The sequence below is a fragment of the Martinezella sp. CNPSo 3964 genome, assembly GCF_057784375.1.
In genome coordinates this window covers 159,167-176,543 of sequence record NZ_JBXSOW010000005.1, presented here as the reverse complement: position 1 = coordinate 176,543, position 17,377 = coordinate 159,167, and the positions used below count along the sequence as shown (strand labels likewise).

The following is a 17,377-nucleotide window of genomic DNA, read 5'->3' as shown; positions in this document are numbered from 1 at the left end:
GGTTTGCATAGCGGTTACGGCGACGGTTCGCTCGGCTCATAATCCGTGAACTGCGTGTCCTCCGGAATATCCAGCACGAAAATATAGCCAATGTCCGAAAGCTGGATCCCGGTGTCCAAATGAAAGCGCACGCGCATCATCTTTCCGGAACTTTGCACATCGATCTTGACGTGGCCCTTCACATGGAACTTCTCCGCATCCTTCGGCTTCCCAGGGGCCGGGATCTCCGTCCACTCGGTGTTCGAGAAGAGATATCGAGGGATCGTCGAGCCAGCATTGGTATCGACATTGGTTATCGTCAGCGAAAAACTGTCCGCGCCAAGACTGACGGCCCGGGTCTTTTTGTCTCGGACGGCGGAATAGGTTGCGGTGATGGTGACCCTGTCCCTGCCCGTTCCGACAATACCGCCGGAGGTCCAGCTTTTTACGACCTCTGCGTAAGCCTTGGATGGATCTTTGACCTCGCTTGACGCAGGCGAACTTCTGTCACTAACCGAGTGCTCGGTGTCCTCGCTGGCCGGAGCAGCGCCATCCGCATCCTCGACGTTGTCCTCGCTTGTCGAAAGAACGGGCTCGGCCTGGTCTTTGCCATTATTCGGCTTGTTGGCGGCCAAAGCGGTTTTCGCCCCTGAAAGCCTTAGTTTGGTTTCCGTTTTCATGGCTGTGACTGTCCTCTTTTTCATCAAAGGGAAAACGGGATACCAGCTGACTGCTGGCCTGGTATCCCGGATCAATGATCGTCTCAGCGAGACGGCGAGCGTTTACTGGTTGATGTTTTCCAGGTGGAACTCGAAGGGAGACGAGTTTGGGCCGGGACCGCCGCCGGTCATGACGATATTGGCGCTGGTGATCCCGAAAAGGTTGATCTCGGTGTTCACCTGGCTGATGATCGCGGAATTGATGATCTGACCCTCGGTCACCTGGCTGACGACGCCGATATAGATACGCGGCTGGAACTGGAAGACCGCCTTCTGGCCAGGGGCCATGTTCGTCTTGGTCGCGAGCAGCTTGCCGTCCTTGAAGATACATGCGCTGATCGCGCCCTGCTTCAGCTGGTTGCGAACCTCGACTTCATTCGGGGAAGTAGCGCTGTTCTTCGACACAGACAGCACGTCGCCGGAATTATCGAGAGTCATGTCGAATGCCTGGCCGTCATAGGCCGTCAGTTGCGGTGTGTAGTTGCCCCAGCTGTCCTTGGCCGAAACCTGGAACTGAAGCGGGAAATTGAACGGATGCGTATCGAGCCGGCCGCAATTGCGGATCACCTTCCAGGCAACGGCAATTTCGCCGAAGGACTCGGCAACGTTCTGCTGAAAAATAAGAACGCTGGAATTGTTCGTATCGCCTGAGCGGTTAGTGAAATTCAGTTTGATGTTCTCGGTTACCATTGTCGATTCGTCCTCTCGTGTTTCGATGAAGCGCTTGGCCCTCGCCAACAATCAGACACTAGACCGCATCGCTGCGGCCCGCCTTTGAGGCCGTACCTAAATTCTTTGCGCCTGACATTTTTTTGCGAAACTCCATCGGCCCCTGGCTGTAGAGCCGACGAAATGCAGTCGAAAAATTGTTCGGATCGCCATAGCCGACCGTCAGTGCGATGTTCAGGATGCTCTCGGAACCATCTCGTAAAAGCTGCGCTGCAAGTTCACACCGTCGCTGACGCAGCCAGGTTATCGGTCCGATGCCGAATGCCTGATTGAATGCCCTGTTCAACGTGTTGCGATTGGTCCCAAGGGTCGCCGCGAGCTCATCGACGGTCACCGGATTGGCGATATTGGTTTCCAGCATTTTGCATGCCACGCGCACCATCGGATCGCCACTCGATCCCACGGAAAAGGTCGTTTCCCGGATTGCCGTCGACATCGTGAAAAGCCGCCGTTGAATTTCCAGGGTGCTGAACGGGTATGTGATGTAATCGACGAAACCGCAGGCAAGCAGCTTTTCGACATCAGGCAGATCACGGCCGACGATCGCAATAGCGGGCGATGTGGGCGGAATATAGCTGAACATATCAAGCGACAGGTCATCGCCAATATCGATAAGACTGACGGCGCAGGCGCCCGGCTTGCTGTTGTCGTTATGAACAGTCCGATTAGACTGTTCAAGCACTTCTAGAATCTTGCGTAGCTCGCGGATCTTGCTTTCCGACAAGCCAAAAAGCTGAAAACGGTGTGGAAGCGTCAATTCGATGAGGGAATCGGCGTGCTCCTGCAGCCAAGGCATGCCGAGGCCAGGCGAAGCCGGGCCGATATCGCGTGTGACGTGCTCTAACATGGTGATATCCGACGAAGTTTGGATGCCGCGCGGCATCGGTTGACTTCATCAGCAGATCGACATTAGCCACTCCACTCTGTGCGGCGCCTCACATAAGGCGGCACAGATACGCTTTTCCGCGATTTTTTGGTTTGGACGCATCAACCTGCGCCATCGGGTTGAAAAAATGCCGAGGAGACCTTTGCATTGGAGAGGATCGCAATATCGATGACGGACCTATGTGTGGATCCGAAATTCGGGGGACCACGGCATCAAACCATTGCTGATATTGCCGCTTGGTCCTCTCGGGCGTCGACCAGGCCGATTGCTCTGGAGAGCATCGTTAGCCGAAGAGCGTTCAGTTCATCATGCGGCGCGAGCCGTGAGATTGCCTTTCTCGCGCGGAGTTCCCATAACACCGCCGACTGCTTGCATGCGGTTCGAGCAGCCAGATTGTAGAGGCTGAGTGCCTTATCGATGCGGCCTGCGCGCTCGTGCACAACGCCGCTCAGTCGCTGTCGCTCCGCCCGCCACACGCCTTCGGAAGTGCCGGGCGAGCCCGCAAGCGCTTCCCTGCTGTATTCCAGCGCACGTTGATCGTCGCCATTCATCGCATAAGCAGCCGCCAATTTTGCTGACCAATAGGGAATACCGATGCCCACACCCATGAGCTTTTGGACCGCAAGCGCCTGTTCCATTCTCGACCGGCTCGAAGGATTGCCCGTGGCTTCGAACTCGGTGAGCGCCTGCCACATCCTGCCAGTCGCCGACCAAAACGCGGCGCCCTGCCTGTCTGCAAGCGCGATCCCCCTTTCCATGCGGGCCAATGCGAGATCGAAATCCCCAAGATAGCCCAATGCCACTCCACCCCAGATATCGATGAACGGCAACATGAGGGGGATGTCGAGCACAGATTGATGCGCGTCTGCCTCAATGACGAGATCGCGCGCCCGCGCGAACTGGCCGACAATGGCTGCCGAATGCGGCGAGAACGCATGCGCCGTCGCGAACAGGTCCATCCCATACTTGGCTGCAAGAGGCGCATGAAACTCGAATTCATAGTGGGTCTTGATTTTCTCCAGGGTCGCCAGCTGGGCATGAAACTGCCCGGAATAGAACTGAATTCCGTTTCTGGTTCCCAATACGGATAGCGTATGCTCCGAGAGCCTTTCTCTTTCCGGTAACCGGCGAAGCACGGCCTCCATTCTCGATACGGTCATCGCTGCGTCTTTGGTGTGACCGATCAGGACCTGATAGGTAAAGATTCCCCAGAAAATGGAAAGGCTGTCACCACCCATCCGATTGATCTTTTCCAGATGCGCTAGGCTTTTCATATAGGTTTCAAGCACTTCCAGGCCGGTAAAACCACGTGTTTGCATCAGGTTTGCGGCCAGATCGATAAGGAGGTTCGCCTGCCGATGCTCGACGTCGACGCCGTTCCGCTCGGCTCGCGCGAGCAGGTCCAGGGCATGACGAAGCTGACTTTCGCCTTCGGCGAAGGCGCCGAGAGCCGTCGTGTACCTGCCGATCCTGTGTCTATAGTCCGCAGCAAGGGTATAATCGCCGGCGGCCTCGTGATGGTAGGCAATTTCCGCCAAGGCCTTATCGCCAACATGCGGATTGCCTTGCGTATGAACCCAGGCGACGCGCCTATGAAGGCTCTCTCGCCGCTTACGCAGTAAAGTGCTGTAGGCCGCGTCTCGGATCAGATCGTGCCGGAAACTCAAGAAGGAGGCATTCTCGCGTTGGAAAATCTCTGCTTTGCAGAGGCGTTCGATATCGGCATTCAAGTCCTGATGGGAAAGCCCAGAGACCTGGCCCAGCATCACCTCGTCAAAATAGCGCCCAACGACGGAAGCGCATTGCGCGATGCGCCGTGCCGACCCGGTGCTGTCGATCCACGCGACAAGCGCGCCGACGAGCGTTTCAGGAACTGTCTCGCGACCCGATATGCGTCCCTCATTGAGTTCTCGAAGAAGATGTTCGAGAAAAAGCGGAACGCCTTCGGACTTTCCGACGATCTCATCCGCCAGCACGGATGTGATGCTCTCACCGCAGCAGCTGGAAACCGCCTCATGACATTCGGCGGCACTCAGCTCGCCAATGTTCAGCACCAGGCTTTGGAGCTTCACGGGGCTGTCGGCAAATTCGGGCCGGCCGCTCGCAAGCCACTGGATGGGGCAATCTTCCAGATCCGTCAGCAATCTCACAATCAGCTGAAGCGTGCTGGGGTCCAGCCATTGCAGGTCTTCGATGATGATCTGGATTGGGCCTGCCTTTGCAATCCTGCGAAAAGATGCGCAAAGGGCATCAAACGTCCCCTGGCGAATGGCACCAGGCGCCTCTCTTAGATGCAGTCCCATAGCGGTTTCGGGCTGGCAGAGTGCGCGCAGGTAATCAGCATCGTCCGCTCCCAAAGAAACGCGGTCGTCGAGCTTGAGCCACTCGACGACAGGATAAAGAGCCGTATTGCTTTGCCGCTCCGCCGCCTGCAGCACGATGCTCCTCTGTCCAGCAGGGCAACGCAGGCCATGCTCTCGCAATATGCGGCTTTTGCCGATGCCGGGTCGGCCGGAAAGAATGGAAAGCGGACTGGCCTTGCCGGTCTTGAGAATAGCCTCCCATGCCATAGCCAGCTTCGACAATTCCGCGGCTCGCCCGAAGAACGGAAAGCCATCGCCTGCCAATCGTTTCGCATCCTCGATATCCAGGCACCAGACAGGCTCCGGCTTGGAAAAGCCCTTGAGAGCGACATCCCCGACGAAATGAGCCTCCGTTTCCCGCCGCAGGAGCCTACGCGTCAAATCGGAGATGTAGATCGATCCTGGCTCGGCCGATGCCTGCAGGCGAGCGGCAAGAACACCGCTCGCACCGGTAATCTTGGAATTGATGCCATCGAATTCGGCAACCACGAGCCCGGTCGCGATCCCCACCCGCACGGAAAGCCTATAATCCATCCCGCATATCTCGCCAGCTTTCCTGACGATATGCTTGGCCGCTTGAACCGCGCGGTCGGCCGCATCCTGATAGGCAATGGGCACGCCGAAATGAGCGACGATTCCATCGGCCAGGTACTCAGCAACGATACCACCCGACGCCTCGATTTCGTTCTTCGCAAGAGCATAGTATCGCTGGAGGAGCTCCCGCAGATCTTCCGGATCGAAACGCAGGGCAAGGCCTGTGTAATCGACAATATCGGCAAAAAGGACGGTAACCTGGCGACGCTCCGGCAGGTCGTGGTCCATCGGCGGGTGCGGTATCTCCTCCGGCGACAGCATGGCTCTCACTCTCTCATGTTTGCTGCCAATTGAAGTCGAAATATTTTTGAGCAGCGGCAACGGCTTTGACGCGCGCGGAATCAAAGGGATTGCTGAGCGTCCAGTCGGTCCAGCAGCGGAACGCGCCGGGCAAGCCATTTTCTTCAGGCTGCGCTCTGAACGGCGGCGATATGAAGCGCCCTGCGGGCAGGCCGATACCATTGGTCGGGAAAACATCGAGCTGCGTCGCGACGGGAACGGCGAATGCCGAACCGATCAAAAAATCGAATGCCATCGCCTGCCAGCTTCCGTTGCCGCGAGGGGTAAGGATCGGCGTATCCAGCAATGCACGGACAAGGCCGATATTACCGAGTTCGACAAGCCGGGAAATCGGCGCATAGTCGAAATACCGCATCGTCCAGACCGGCGCGTTTTCCTCCGTCGCCGTACTGTATGTCGATCCGACCAGCGTATTCTTCGCCAGCTGCTTGGCAAGTCCGTAGAAGAGCCGGCCCGAATAGGTGGCAAGGCTATTGTCGAGAAACAGGGCGGGCAGAAAGCTGAAAACCGTACCGTCGCCGCCGGCGATCTCCACGCAATTGATGGCGACGATATTCTCAAGATAGGTCTTGAATCCAAGGAATTGCGGCAGGAAGCTCGCACGCACATTGGTCTGCCTGTTGAACAGGAATGTGACCGGATGCGTGGTTGCGGACGTCACCGATTGCCGCGACAGCACCAGCCCCGGTGGAAGCATTTGCTCTACCTGATCGACAGGTAGGGCATGAAAGCTGAAGACGCCTTCCATTGAGCCACGAAGAAAGGCGGGCGTGAGGGGCCAATTCGCATGAGGAGCGGTGATCGAAGACAGCAAGGCCGGTACGGGCAGCGCATCCGGCACGAGATCGAACTCTCCGTAGATCGGCTCCGTCGAGCCGGTGAATACCCTGGCAGCTGCAAGACCGGAGATTGTCGCGGCCTCGACGCAGCCTGCATTGATGCCGCAACGCGTCCAGTCGCCCGCGAGCACGAGATTGGTGAACCCCGATTCATCTGGCGCCAGCCGGTAGTAGACCGAACCCGGCACCGAGAGAACATACCGTTCGGAGCCGTAGAAATTCTGCCGAAAATACTGGTTGGCGAAGCGTTCCGACCCAGATTGCCCCTTCAGGGAGACAAGCAGGTCTTTATCAAACTTGCCTTCAGCGGTTCGGGTATCCGGCCAAATTGCCGTCAGATAGTCATCGGCCCATTGTTCCGCCTGATCCCGCATGGACGGCGCCGTCTCGTCGGCATCTCTCGACGGCGAGCAAAAATAGGCAATCGATTGGGGAGCCGGGCCGGGCCAGGTCTCGCGGATCAGCAAGTGGCTCATGTCGGCCCAGGTGTCGAGCGGTTCGGCGAAGCCGGTCATGACCGTCTGCAATGTAGCCGGATCGAAGGGACTATATTGATTGTGAGCCTTTACCAGACCAGGCCAGCCCGTCTCAGACGTCGCCTTGTTGAGCCAGAATTGCACCGCGCAGGTCGCAACCGTCTCGACCTTCTGGAGCATCAGCTTCCAGCAGGGAGATGCGTCAGCAAGTTCGCCCGTCATGGGAGGAAGGGAGGCGAGCGATGCGCCGAGAATGACGTCATCGAAGTCGACACCTCGATGCAGGCTCTTCGGCGTGCCGATCGCAGCCGTTTTTTCCGATTCAAAATCTATCCCGCTCTCGCGCAGCTTCTCGCCATCGACCAGTTGCAGCCAATCCGGCTCCGAAGGCCAGCAGGGCAGACCCGCGACGTCGAACAGCGGCTCATAGGAGCCCGATATGAAGCGTGCCTGTTCAACAAGGTCGATCCTCGCAACGGTATCGCGTGATGCCGACAGCGCAAGATTGGTGACGGCATTGAAGAAGCAGAACTTCACACCGCGCTGTTTGAGGACTTGATAGTAGGGCGCAAATATCGTGTCGCCCATGCCGGCCTGCATCTTGAAGAACAGGGCCTGCTTGTAGGTGAAGGCCAGGCGCAGGAGCCCGCGCATCGCAGTGCCTGCACCGACGCCACGGTCCGTGCATATGCCGCCCGGATAGCCAAAGACATAGTCATAGCAGCTGCGGAATACCGAGGATGCCACGGCTTGCTCGGATGCATCGTGCTTCAGAAGCCATGCCGAGCATTCCATGCCGTCGATGGAATCGAAGCCGCGCATGAATACCTGATCGGCGACCATGCCCATCGCAAAGGCCGTCCCAAGGTCCAGCATGAAATAGACCCGGCGCGCAGTATCATCATTGATCCACTCTCCTGGCTTGATACCTTCGAGCCAGATCCGGATACCATCCAGAATCTCCTTGAGCTCGTTGCCATTCTGCGCTGTGTGCAGGCGAGCATCGGTGGGCATCGTCTGGGCATATGCTACGAGTTGATGAACCGGCGTCTGATAGCCGCCGACACCCGTCGCCTGCCGCGGCAGCGGTAAGGCATCTCCGACTTTGTCGATCTGGCCGGCCAGGAATTCAGCCACCTTCTTGAAATAGTCAAATGGCTGCGGCAGCACCCCTCCTGAGCCTGGGACCAGATTGTTGGCCGGAAACTCGATATACCATGGCCGCCATTCCTCCCTTGGGTTTCCGACCGCTTCTTCGCTGAGAACGAACGTATTAAGCGGCTTGAGTGCCTTCTCCACGGTTCCGAGCGGATCGTCGGGAGATCTCAGCTTCAAAGCTACAAGTTCATCATAACAAGAGCGGATCAGACGAAAGGCATTGTCATAAAATCCGGCCCAAATGTGCAGACCATGCTCCTCGATCCGATTGGCTATTTCTCGATTGCGTCCGCTGGCGCATTTGCCGCCGAGCCGCCATCCACGCTGGTAGACGGTTATGTCATATTTTTCCTGCCATCCTGGTTGTTCCGTCAATGCATAGGCAGCGGTGATGGAGGCCACGCCGCCTCCGATGATGGCAATTTTTCTTTTTCTCTGCGGCACCATAAATTCAAGCTCCCCTTCAACATTTAAGCGTGATTTGAACAACTTCGACTGCATCCCTTCTCAGAACGAAGACATCGGCAAACGAAGGGTTAATGGTGATTTGACCGACGGAACCACAACCCAGTTCGTGGTTCATTCATTGGCAACAGAGTAGTCTCAGGCAAATTATCGGATGGCTCGAAGGGCTCCGCGAAGAACAACGAGCGTTCATTGATGAGAGGCGCCTTTCGCCCGTGACACGCCTTCTCTTCTTAATTTGAGATAATACAACCTGTAATTGCCGTTACCTTGGCAAGGCATGCGATAAACTTGATATTCACATTATCTACGCACGCATTAGGCTATATGCGGCGCGAGATTGCTAGAAAAATTCGCGAGCATTTATGCTTATATCTGTAAATTTCGGTAGATATAAAAACGAAGGGACAATGATAGAGGCGCGCACTTGCTGCTATGGGGCTAGGTAGTCCGATCCATGTCATCGACTCGAAAAATTCGACAGAATATCGACTCGCCAGGCTGAATTTGCGTGTTCGATGATGGACTTTAAGTCGTATCCGAATTGGGATCGGCGAGAATTCCTTGGTCCGCCATTGCGGAGATCTGGGAAAAGCCGAACTATTAGAAAATATCTGCGGCCTCGAACGAATTCGCGAGGCTGTTTGTCGAGGCAATGCCATCAATCAATCGTGATTTTTGATCCAAAGTATCGTCCGCAGTGCAACGAAACTGATAAATTTCACGCGCATCTGGTTGTCACAAGAGCCGTCGGAAGACGGTCCAGCCGACAAATGTTGGACCAGAATGTCGGCACGCCTCGACCAAGTGGCCATATGATAGCCTCCAAAACGGCTTTGCCAGCCGGATATTCCACCAACAAACTGCGACGGCTCGCGCCGTCGCAGTTTGGCATTTCATTTTGGAAGTTGCGCGCCAGCCTGCTTCACCGCATTTGCAACGGTTTCACAGAACTGCTTTTCAGTCACGTTCTGCGCTTTCGTAACGGCCGCAAGGTCCTGATTCACACCCATGGCAGAGATCTTACCCTTTTCGCCCTCTTGCTCGGCTGCATCGCCCTTCGCCGTATCCGAAGGCGCCGGTATGAGAGCGAGCATTTTTGTCTGGATCTCGACAGCGGCCCCATCGATGTGGCCCGCGTTCTGGCAATATTTCAGCATGCCAAGCTGATTGCGTGCCGAATTATAAGCCAATTCCATTTGGTCGTTTGATACCTGTGCATAGCTTGGCACGGCAAATCCGAATGCCACAATACCGATCAGAATGATCTTCCGCATATGAAACTCCTGATTGCTTCAACATGCTGCGATGTATCCTCGAATGCCTCAAAGGCAATAGCTGCAAAGGCCGGGAAGTATTCTACCCAGGAGGGCATCGTCGTGAGGACCGAAAGAACGCCAGAGCCTTCGAGATCATCATGGTTGCCGACGGAACCTGCCTACCCCACAGCGGTTAGCGCATGGGTCCGCTCGGCAGCAATCACACGGAGTCTCCGGCTCCCGCACCGGGCGCCAGGCGCGATGACGCCAATGGCAACCAGTCATTTCCTGTGGGAAAACTTAAAACTTCATCCGGCCAACACATGGCACCGGGATCGATGTGGCAGTAATCCGGACGCGCCCCGACCGCTTTGACTGTTCGGGTTTGCCCCCGCATGGCCGTCACGCGGCCGGGGCATCGCAAGAGCGAAGGACAAAGGTCGACGGCTTCACCCGCGACATCCTTCGACAACAGCAACATCAGGACCTGGAGGTCTTACATGAAGAAGCATATTGCTGCCGCCATCTTCGCTGCAGCACTTTACACCTTTGCCGGTGCCGCGCATGCCGATTGCGGTTCGGTCTCGATCGCCGAAATGAATTGGGCGTCGGCCGGCGTTGCGGCGAATGTCGACAAGATCATCCTCCAGGAAGGTTATGGCTGCTCCGTCGAACTCTTGACAGGCGACACGCTGCCGACCTTCACCTCGATGAACGAAAAGGGCCAGCCGGACGTTGCACCAGAACTCTGGATCAATGCGGTGCGCACGCCGCTGGACCGGGCGGTTTCCGAAGGCAGGCTGGTCGTGGCGGCCGGCATTCTCTCCGATGGCGGCCAGGACGGCTGGTGGATTCCGAAGTTCCTGGCCGACGCCCATCCCGATATCAAGACCGTCCAGCAGGCGCTGGAACACCCGGAGCTCTTCCCTGCTCCGGACGATCCGAAGAAAGGCGTCATCTACAATTGCCCGCCCGGCTGGCAATGCCAGGCATCGCTCGGCAATCTCTTCCGGGCACTCGATGGCGAGAAAAAGGGGTTCGAGATCGTCGAGACCGGCTCGGCCGCTGCCCTTGACGGCACGATCGCCAATGCCTTCGAAAAGAAAACAGGCTGGCTTGGCTACTATTGGTCGCCGACATCAATCCTCGGCAAGTATCCGATGGTGCGCCTCTCCTTCGGCGTGCCCCATGACAAGACCGAGTGGGATGCCTGCACCTCGGTCATGGATTGCGCCAACCCGAAGGTCAATTCCTACCCCGTCTCCGAAGTCTATACCGTCGTCACCAAGCAGTTTGCGGAAAAGGCCGGCGTTGCGATGGATTATCTGAAGAAGCGGAAATGGTCGAATGATCTGGTGAACGGCATTCTTGCCTGGCAGACGGATAACCAGGGCACCAACGAAGACACGGCCCGATATTTCCTGAAGAACCATGAAGACATCTGGACGACATGGGTAAGCCCGGACGTCGCTGCCAAGGTGAAGGCAGCCCTCTAAAATCCGAATTTGGAGACGCGGCTACTCACCGCGTCTCCAGCCGCATACCTATGCGCGCGAATGCACCAACCGGCGACTTTAGATACCGCAGCGAAAAAACTTGCTGTTGGGGGTGGGCAGAAAAACAATGCACGCTATTTGATGCATATGAGCGGGGAGAAATATTAGCTCGGTGGAGGAGGTCGTCCGGCACGAAGGAAGAGGATTCTCATGCCCAATTCAGTTTTGAATGCCCTTGGACAGCCACTTTACTATAGCGACACGTCGACAGGCTTCTTTTCCGCCACCGGCTCTGGCCCGGTGCTTTACGGCACGGCCGGCAACGATTCCATGTGGGGTGACGCCTCCGTCAACGTGACCATGATGGGCGGCACTGGCGACGATATCTACTATCTCTATTCCAGCATCAACCATGCCTATGAAGCGCCCAATGCTGGCATCGATACCATCAATACCTGGATGGATTATACGCTGCCCGAAAATTTCGAAAATCTGACGGTCACCGGCAACAACCGTCATGCCTATGGCAATGACGCCGATAATATCATCACTGGCGGCAGCGGCAGCCAGACCATCGATGGCGGTGCCGGCAACGATGTGCTGACCGGCGGCGGTGGCGCCGATACCTTCATCATCAGCAAGGGCAACGGCAGCGATCTCATCACCGATTTCAGCGATGATGACAAGGTCAGGCTCAATCAGTATGGCCTGACGTCGTTCGATCAGGTTGTCAGCCATTCCACACAGGAAGGCGCCAACGTCCGGCTCGATCTCGGCAATGGCGAAAGCCTGGTCTTCGCCAACAAGACCATCTCCGACCTGCATGAAGACCAGTTTCAGCTCGGGCTCGACAGATCGTCGCTAACGCAGACCTTTTCGGATGATTTCAACTCGCTCTCGCTGCACGAAGGAACGCAGGGTACCTGGGATGCGAAATACTCCTGGGCGCCGGACAAGGGCAGCAGCCTGAACGACGAGCTGCAATGGTACATCAATCCTTCTTACGCGCCGACCGCATCCGCAAACCCGTTTTCCATCTCCGATGGCATTCTGACGATCACGGCGAAGCAAACACCGGACGCCTTGAAATCGATCGTCGAGAACCATGATTATACGTCGGGCATTCTGACCACCCAATCCACCTTCTCACAGACCTACGGCTATTTCGAAATGCGGGCGGAGATGCCGCATAACCAAGGCGTCTGGCCTGCTTTCTGGCTGTTGCCGGAGGATGGTTCCTGGCCACCGGAACTCGATGTGGTGGAAATGCGCGGGCAAAACCCGACCACCGTCAATGTGACGGTTCATTCGAATGCCACCGGCGAACACACGAAGACGTCTATTCCAGTGGAAGTGCCGAGCACCGATGGCTTCCACAATTACGGCGTGCTCTGGGACAAGGATCAGATCGTCTGGTATTTCGACGATGTTGCCGTTGCCCATGCCGACACACCGACCGATATGCATGGCCCGATGTACATGCTGGTCGATTTAGCCGTCGGCGGCGTGGCGGGCACTCCGACGGACGGCCTCCCCAACGGGTCCGAGATGAAGATCGACTATATCAAGGCCTATTCCCTGGACGATCATAACGCCCAGCTTGCCGCCTCGACACAATCCGCCCACACGACGGACTGGCATATCTGACGGGGATCAAGTTACCCTGAATGTCCGAGCGGCAGGCATTCGGGTTGGGCCGGGCTACCGCTCCACGCCATTGCTGCCGCGCGGCTCCATTCACCGATCAATCGTGGCGGCGAGATGGATTTCTTAAGTCATGACCTGGATTTGCGTCTTGACGGAATTGGCGATGAAGCACTGCTCATGCGCCAAGTGATGCAGTTCCGCCTGCATTGCGGCGTTTGGCGGCTCCCCGGCATAGACGATGGTCGGACTGAGTTCGACACGGCTGACGATCAATTTGCCGTCTATCTTCTCCATCACGCCGGTTACCTTATCGGTATAGCTCTCGACGACGATCCGCTTTGGCGCGGCGAGCGAGAGAAACGTCAACATGTGGCAGCTGGAGATCGCCGCGATATAGGCCTCTTCCGGATCGACGTTGGCTTCCACAGAATAGGGAAGCGGAACGATATGCGGCGAGGCCGACGCCGGCACGACTTGCCCACCATCAAAGCGCCAGATGTGGGCACGGCTGTAGCGCTTGTCGGTAAATACCGCTCCTTCTCGCTCCCAATGAACCTCGACGGTCATTTTCATGATCAATCATCCCTTGTCGGCATGGAAAGAGGTCTTGCAGTCGTTTGAGTAAGATGGTCGCGAAGATGCTCCACAGCGGCGGAGACATCTTGCCGCGCACAAGCGGCAACGATTGCCGCATGCTCCTTGAAAAACTCACTACGCTCCTGGGCACCGTGCTTTTGATGAAGGCATGCGCGACGAGATTCCCGCCGAAGCGCTTCTATGGTTCCAAGCAATCGAGTATTTTTACACCCGCTGTACAAGGTGCGATGGAATTGATGATCGAGCTCTTCAATCCGCAACGGATCGTACTCCGCGAATAGCTCATCATTGAGCCTCTCAGCCTTCCGCAAGAGGGGCGACGTGAGCAACGGGGCCGACTGCTCCAAGGCAGCGACCTCCAGAATAGCCCGAAGTTCGGTAAGTTCAGCAGCCTCCCGCTCCGAGAGAATCGCCACGGCAAGGCTTCTGTCAGGGCGTCGCACGACCAGGCCGCTCCCAAGCAGCTGGTTCAAGGCCTGCCTGACGGGCTGGCGGCTGACGCCGAAACGCTCAGCAATCAATTCCTGCTTGAGGACGGAGCCTGGCGCCAACTGGCCCGACTCGATTTCATCCTGCAGTTCGTTAAAGATAGACTTTGGATCCATGGATCCAAAGTGATATACTCCCTCAAAGCTGGTCAAGTCTCAATCGTCGATGTTCCTGTTCGATCGCGGCTCTTCTCGCCTTTCCGCCTTGGCTGGATAGACGCAGCACTCCGAGCCCACACGCTGCCCGCCCTTCTGGCAACGGCCATTTCACGACAGATCGCAAATGGATCTCCGCCCTAGTCTTCCCTGAACGCCCGCCTGATCTGATCGGTCATCGGCTTTGTCAGGTAGGCCAGGACACTTCGCTGGCCCGTCTGCAGGAAGGCTTCCACCGGCATGCCGGGCAGCGGCGTAAGCTGCCCCAGCCGATCCCATTCCGGCTTTGCCACCTTGGCCCGCACGACATAATAGCTTTGCCCCGAGCGTTGGTCCGTCGCCAGATCCGCCGAAATAGTAGCGACCTGCCCGTTCAATTCCGGCGTGATCCGTTGGTTGAAGGCAGGAAAGCGCAAGGATACCACCTGTCCTACGGTAATCTGATCGATATCCTGCGGCGCAAGTTTCAGCTCCGCCACCAGCGCATCCTTGTCCGGGACGATCTGCAGGATCGCTTCGGCGGGCGAGATGACGGCTCCTTCGGCGTGGATGCTCAGCTGGTCGACGATCCCCGCCTGCGGCGCCTTGATGTCGATCCGCTTGAGATCGTCCTCGGCCGCGATCAGACGCTCGGAAAACTGGCCGCTATCGCTTTCAGCCTGACGCAGTTGCTCGGACACTTCCGAACTGTGATCGGCGTCGATCTGCAGGATCTGCAGTTCGGTCTCCGCGATCTTGCCCTTGGTCTGGGCGATGGACGAGACGAGGTTGCCGAGATCGCCGTTCAGCGAAGCGCTTTCCCGCTGCAGCGAGTAGACCTTCGTCGCGGAAATGATGCCCTGATTGAGCAGGCCTTCAAGGCTGCCGAGCTCCTTGGCGATGAGCGCGATCTCGCGCCGCTTGCCATCCTCCTGCGCGACGAGCCCATCTATCTCCTGCCTGAGCTGCTGAATGCGCTCGTGAAGCTGCGACTTCTGTCCGTCGCGCGACGCCTGGCGATCACGAAAGAGCCGACGCTCCCCGGCCAGAATCGCTGCCACATCAGCATTTGCGGCGGACGAGAGCAGATCGGCCGGAAAGTCGATATCCTCCCGGCCGTCGCGTTCCGCTGCCAGACGCGCCGTGCGGGCGGTAAGTTCGTTGAGCCGTTTGCGGATGATCGAGAGGTTGGCTCTGGTCTGGGTATCGTCAAGCCGGACGAGCACCTGTCCTGCGGCAACATGATCGCCGTTCTTCACCAGGATCGTCCGGGCGATCCCGCCCTTCAGGTGCTTCACCAGCTTCACATAGCTGTCGACGACGAGCGTGCCGGAGGCGACCACCGCACCGGAGATCTTCGTTGCGGCGGCAAGGCCGCCCATGACGCCGAACAGCAGAAGGATCGCCGCGACCACCAGCAGCGACAGGCGGCGGATCGTCCGCTCGGTCGATGGCGAGGCCTTGTCGATCATCCGTGCGTCTCCCCGCCGGCAATGGCCAGATGGGCCGTTCCGAGCTGCTTGGGCGACGGACCAAGGATATCCTTCTTTGACCCGAATGCCTGAACCTGGCCGCCGGCAACGATCATCACCGTATCGGTGGCGGCCAGAGCGCTCGGCCGGTGGGCAATGACGATCGCAATGCCGCCCCTGTCCTTCACCCCTGCAAGGGCGGCTGTCAGCGCCGCCTCGCCTTCCGCATCCAGATTGGAATTCGGCTCGTCGAGGACCACCAGGAAGGGATCGCCGTAAAGCGCCCTCGCCAAGGCGATACGCTGCCTCTGACCGGCCGAAAGGCGCGATCCGCCTTCGCCGATTTTCGTATCGAAGCCATCCGGGAGCTTGACGATCATGTCGTAAACGCCTGCCGCCTTTGCTGCCGCGATGATCGGCTCCGTTCGCAGGTCTTCGGCAAAACGTGAAATATTCTCGGCGATCGAGCCATCGAAGAGGTCTACATCCTGCGGCAGATAGCCGATATGCCGCCCAAATTCATCAGTATCCCACTGCGAAAGTGCGGCACGGTCGAGCCTCACCGTACCAATGGCGACCGGCCAAAGGCCGCAAATCGCACGCGCCAGCGACGACTTGCCCGATGCGCTCGGGCCGATGATGCCAAGCACTGTCCCCGCCGATATCTTGAACGAGACATTGCGCAGGATAAGATCGCGGCCACCCGGAGAGGTAAGGCTGATATTCTCGACGCTGAGCTCTCGCGACGGTGATGGCAAGGCGAATGCCTGCGGCTCGGGCGGCGCGGCATCAAGAAGTTTGGCAAGCCGCGTCCAGCCCTGGCGCGCGGCAACGAAGCCCTTCCATTGGGCAATCGCAAGCTCGACGGGCGCCAGCGCCCGCGTCAACAGGATCGAACTCGCAATGATAATGCCTCCCGTCGCCTCCTGCCGAATGACGAGGATCGCACCGACGGCAAGGACACCAGATTGCAGCATCATGCGCGCTATCTTCGCGGCAATGGTCAACGCGCCGACGACGGTGCTCGCCGTCAGCTGATGCCTGAGATAATCATCATTCATGGCAGCCCACTTATCGGTGAGCCGGCCGGAAAAACCCATGGCGACGGCAACCTCCCAGTTGCGCCGTGCCGCCTGGGCGAAGCCGAGGCGCGCCGCCGAAGACTTGGCCGCCTCCAGGGCCGGTCGGCGCGACAGCATTTCGGCAGCGACGGTAATGACGACGAGCAGCAGAGCACCGCATAAAGCAGTGAAACCGATCCAGAAGTGGAATAGAAAACAAAGGATCAGATAGAACGGCACCCAAGGAAGATCGAACAGCGCCGTCGAACCGCTGCCGGAGAGGAAGGAGCGGATCTGCTCGAGGTCACGGACGGATTGCAGCCCATCGTCCGACGTCTGTTTTTTGCTCGGCAGGAACAGAAGCGCGCCGAAGACCTTCCTGTTCATGCGTTCGTCGAGCGACATGCCGATGCGCACAAGCAGCATGGATCGCAGGAATTCGATTACACCCTGAAACAGGTAAAGGGTCACGACGATGATGACGAGACCGGACAGCGTCGGCAGGCTATGGCTGGGAATGACCCGATCATAGACCTGCAGCATGAAGAAGGAGCCGGTCAATGCCAGCACGTTGATGGCGGCGCTCGCCAGGGCGATGCCGATGAAGGCCTTGCGAAGCGCCGACAGCATCAGCGCAACGAATGTCTGCGGCGGGTCTTTCGGGACGGCAAGCACCTCGCGTCGATCCTCAACATTGGCCGCCGCGTACGGCAG

The 17,377-nt window shown here is 57.8% G+C and carries 12 protein-coding genes and 2 pseudogenes; 3 read left to right on the top strand and 11 right to left on the bottom strand.

What is annotated here, in order from left to right; genetic code table 11:
* Positions 1–14: 14 nt before the first annotated feature.
* The 6 genes and pseudogenes from AC13Q5_RS17320 to AC13Q5_RS17295 form a co-directional block, all read right to left on the bottom strand.
* Positions 15–659, bottom strand: coding sequence for a hypothetical protein (locus AC13Q5_RS17320; RefSeq protein WP_488502549.1), 645 nt, complete (start codon positions 657–659; stop codon positions 15–17).
* A gap of 102 nt (positions 660–761) precedes the next feature.
* Positions 762–1,388: a hypothetical protein gene (locus AC13Q5_RS17315; RefSeq protein ID WP_075854309.1), complete on the bottom strand. Its 627-nt coding sequence runs from the start codon at positions 1,386–1,388 to the stop codon at positions 762–764.
* Positions 1,389–1,446: 58 nt separating this feature from the next.
* Positions 1,447–2,310, bottom strand: a complete 864-nt coding sequence (locus tag AC13Q5_RS17310) for a helix-turn-helix transcriptional regulator (RefSeq protein ID WP_488502548.1) — start codon at positions 2,308–2,310, stop codon at positions 1,447–1,449.
* A 215-nt stretch (positions 2,311–2,525) separates the two neighbouring features.
* Complete coding sequence (locus AC13Q5_RS17305) at positions 2,526–5,531, bottom strand: AAA family ATPase (RefSeq protein WP_488502547.1); 3,006 nt, start codon at positions 5,529–5,531, stop codon at positions 2,526–2,528.
* Positions 5,532–5,544: 13 nt separating this feature from the next.
* Positions 5,545–8,220 carry a hypothetical protein gene (locus AC13Q5_RS17300; RefSeq protein ID WP_488502765.1) on the bottom strand — a complete coding sequence of 892 codons (2,676 nt, stop codon included), beginning with the start codon at positions 8,218–8,220 and terminating at the stop codon, positions 5,545–5,547.
* Between the two features lie 84 nt (positions 8,221–8,304).
* Positions 8,305–8,490, bottom strand: a pseudogene (locus AC13Q5_RS17295) (FAD-dependent oxidoreductase); the annotation flags it as partial.
* Positions 8,491–9,049: 559 nt separating this feature from the next.
* Here AC13Q5_RS17295 and AC13Q5_RS17290 point away from each other — a divergent pair.
* Positions 9,050–9,115, top strand: a pseudogene (locus AC13Q5_RS17290) (hypothetical protein); the annotation flags it as partial.
* A gap of 289 nt (positions 9,116–9,404) precedes the next feature.
* On the opposite strand, the gene AC13Q5_RS17285 reads toward AC13Q5_RS17290, so the two are convergent.
* Positions 9,405–9,785: a pore-forming ESAT-6 family protein gene (locus AC13Q5_RS17285; RefSeq protein WP_488502546.1), complete on the bottom strand. Its 381-nt coding sequence runs from the start codon at positions 9,783–9,785 to the stop codon at positions 9,405–9,407.
* Between the two features lie 482 nt (positions 9,786–10,267).
* On the opposite strand from AC13Q5_RS17285, the gene AC13Q5_RS17280 reads away from it, so the two are divergent.
* The gene (locus AC13Q5_RS17280; protein ID WP_488502545.1) at positions 10,268–11,263 is read left to right on the top strand and encodes an ABC transporter substrate-binding protein; all 996 of its coding nucleotides are present in this window, start codon (positions 10,268–10,270) and stop codon (positions 11,261–11,263) included.
* A 210-nt stretch (positions 11,264–11,473) separates the two neighbouring features.
* A complete protein-coding gene (eglC, locus tag AC13Q5_RS17275; RefSeq protein ID WP_488502544.1) occupies positions 11,474–12,910 on the top strand; it encodes an endo-1,3-1,4-beta-glycanase EglC in 1,437 nt (478 codons plus the stop codon).
* A gap of 123 nt (positions 12,911–13,033) precedes the next feature.
* On the opposite strand, the gene AC13Q5_RS17270 is transcribed toward eglC, so the two are convergent.
* The 4 genes from AC13Q5_RS17270 to AC13Q5_RS17255 all read right to left on the bottom strand — a co-directional run bounded on the left by AC13Q5_RS17270 (position 13,034) and on the right by AC13Q5_RS17255 (position 17,338).
* Positions 13,034–13,483, bottom strand: coding sequence for an OsmC family protein (locus AC13Q5_RS17270; protein ID WP_075853972.1), 450 nt, complete (start codon positions 13,481–13,483; stop codon positions 13,034–13,036).
* Positions 13,484–13,485: 2 nt separating this feature from the next.
* Positions 13,486–14,148: a GntR family transcriptional regulator gene (locus AC13Q5_RS17265; RefSeq protein ID WP_488502543.1), complete on the bottom strand. Its 663-nt coding sequence runs from the start codon at positions 14,146–14,148 to the stop codon at positions 13,486–13,488.
* 143 nt (positions 14,149–14,291) lie between these two features.
* Complete coding sequence (locus AC13Q5_RS17260) at positions 14,292–15,602, bottom strand: HlyD family type I secretion periplasmic adaptor subunit (protein WP_488502542.1); 1,311 nt, start codon at positions 15,600–15,602, stop codon at positions 14,292–14,294.
* Entirely contained in the window at positions 15,599–17,338 is a 1,740-nt protein-coding gene (locus AC13Q5_RS17255; RefSeq protein WP_488502755.1) for a type I secretion system permease/ATPase, read from the bottom strand. The genes AC13Q5_RS17260 and AC13Q5_RS17255 overlap by 4 nt, the downstream gene beginning before the upstream one ends.
* Positions 17,339–17,377: the final 39 nt, after the last annotated feature.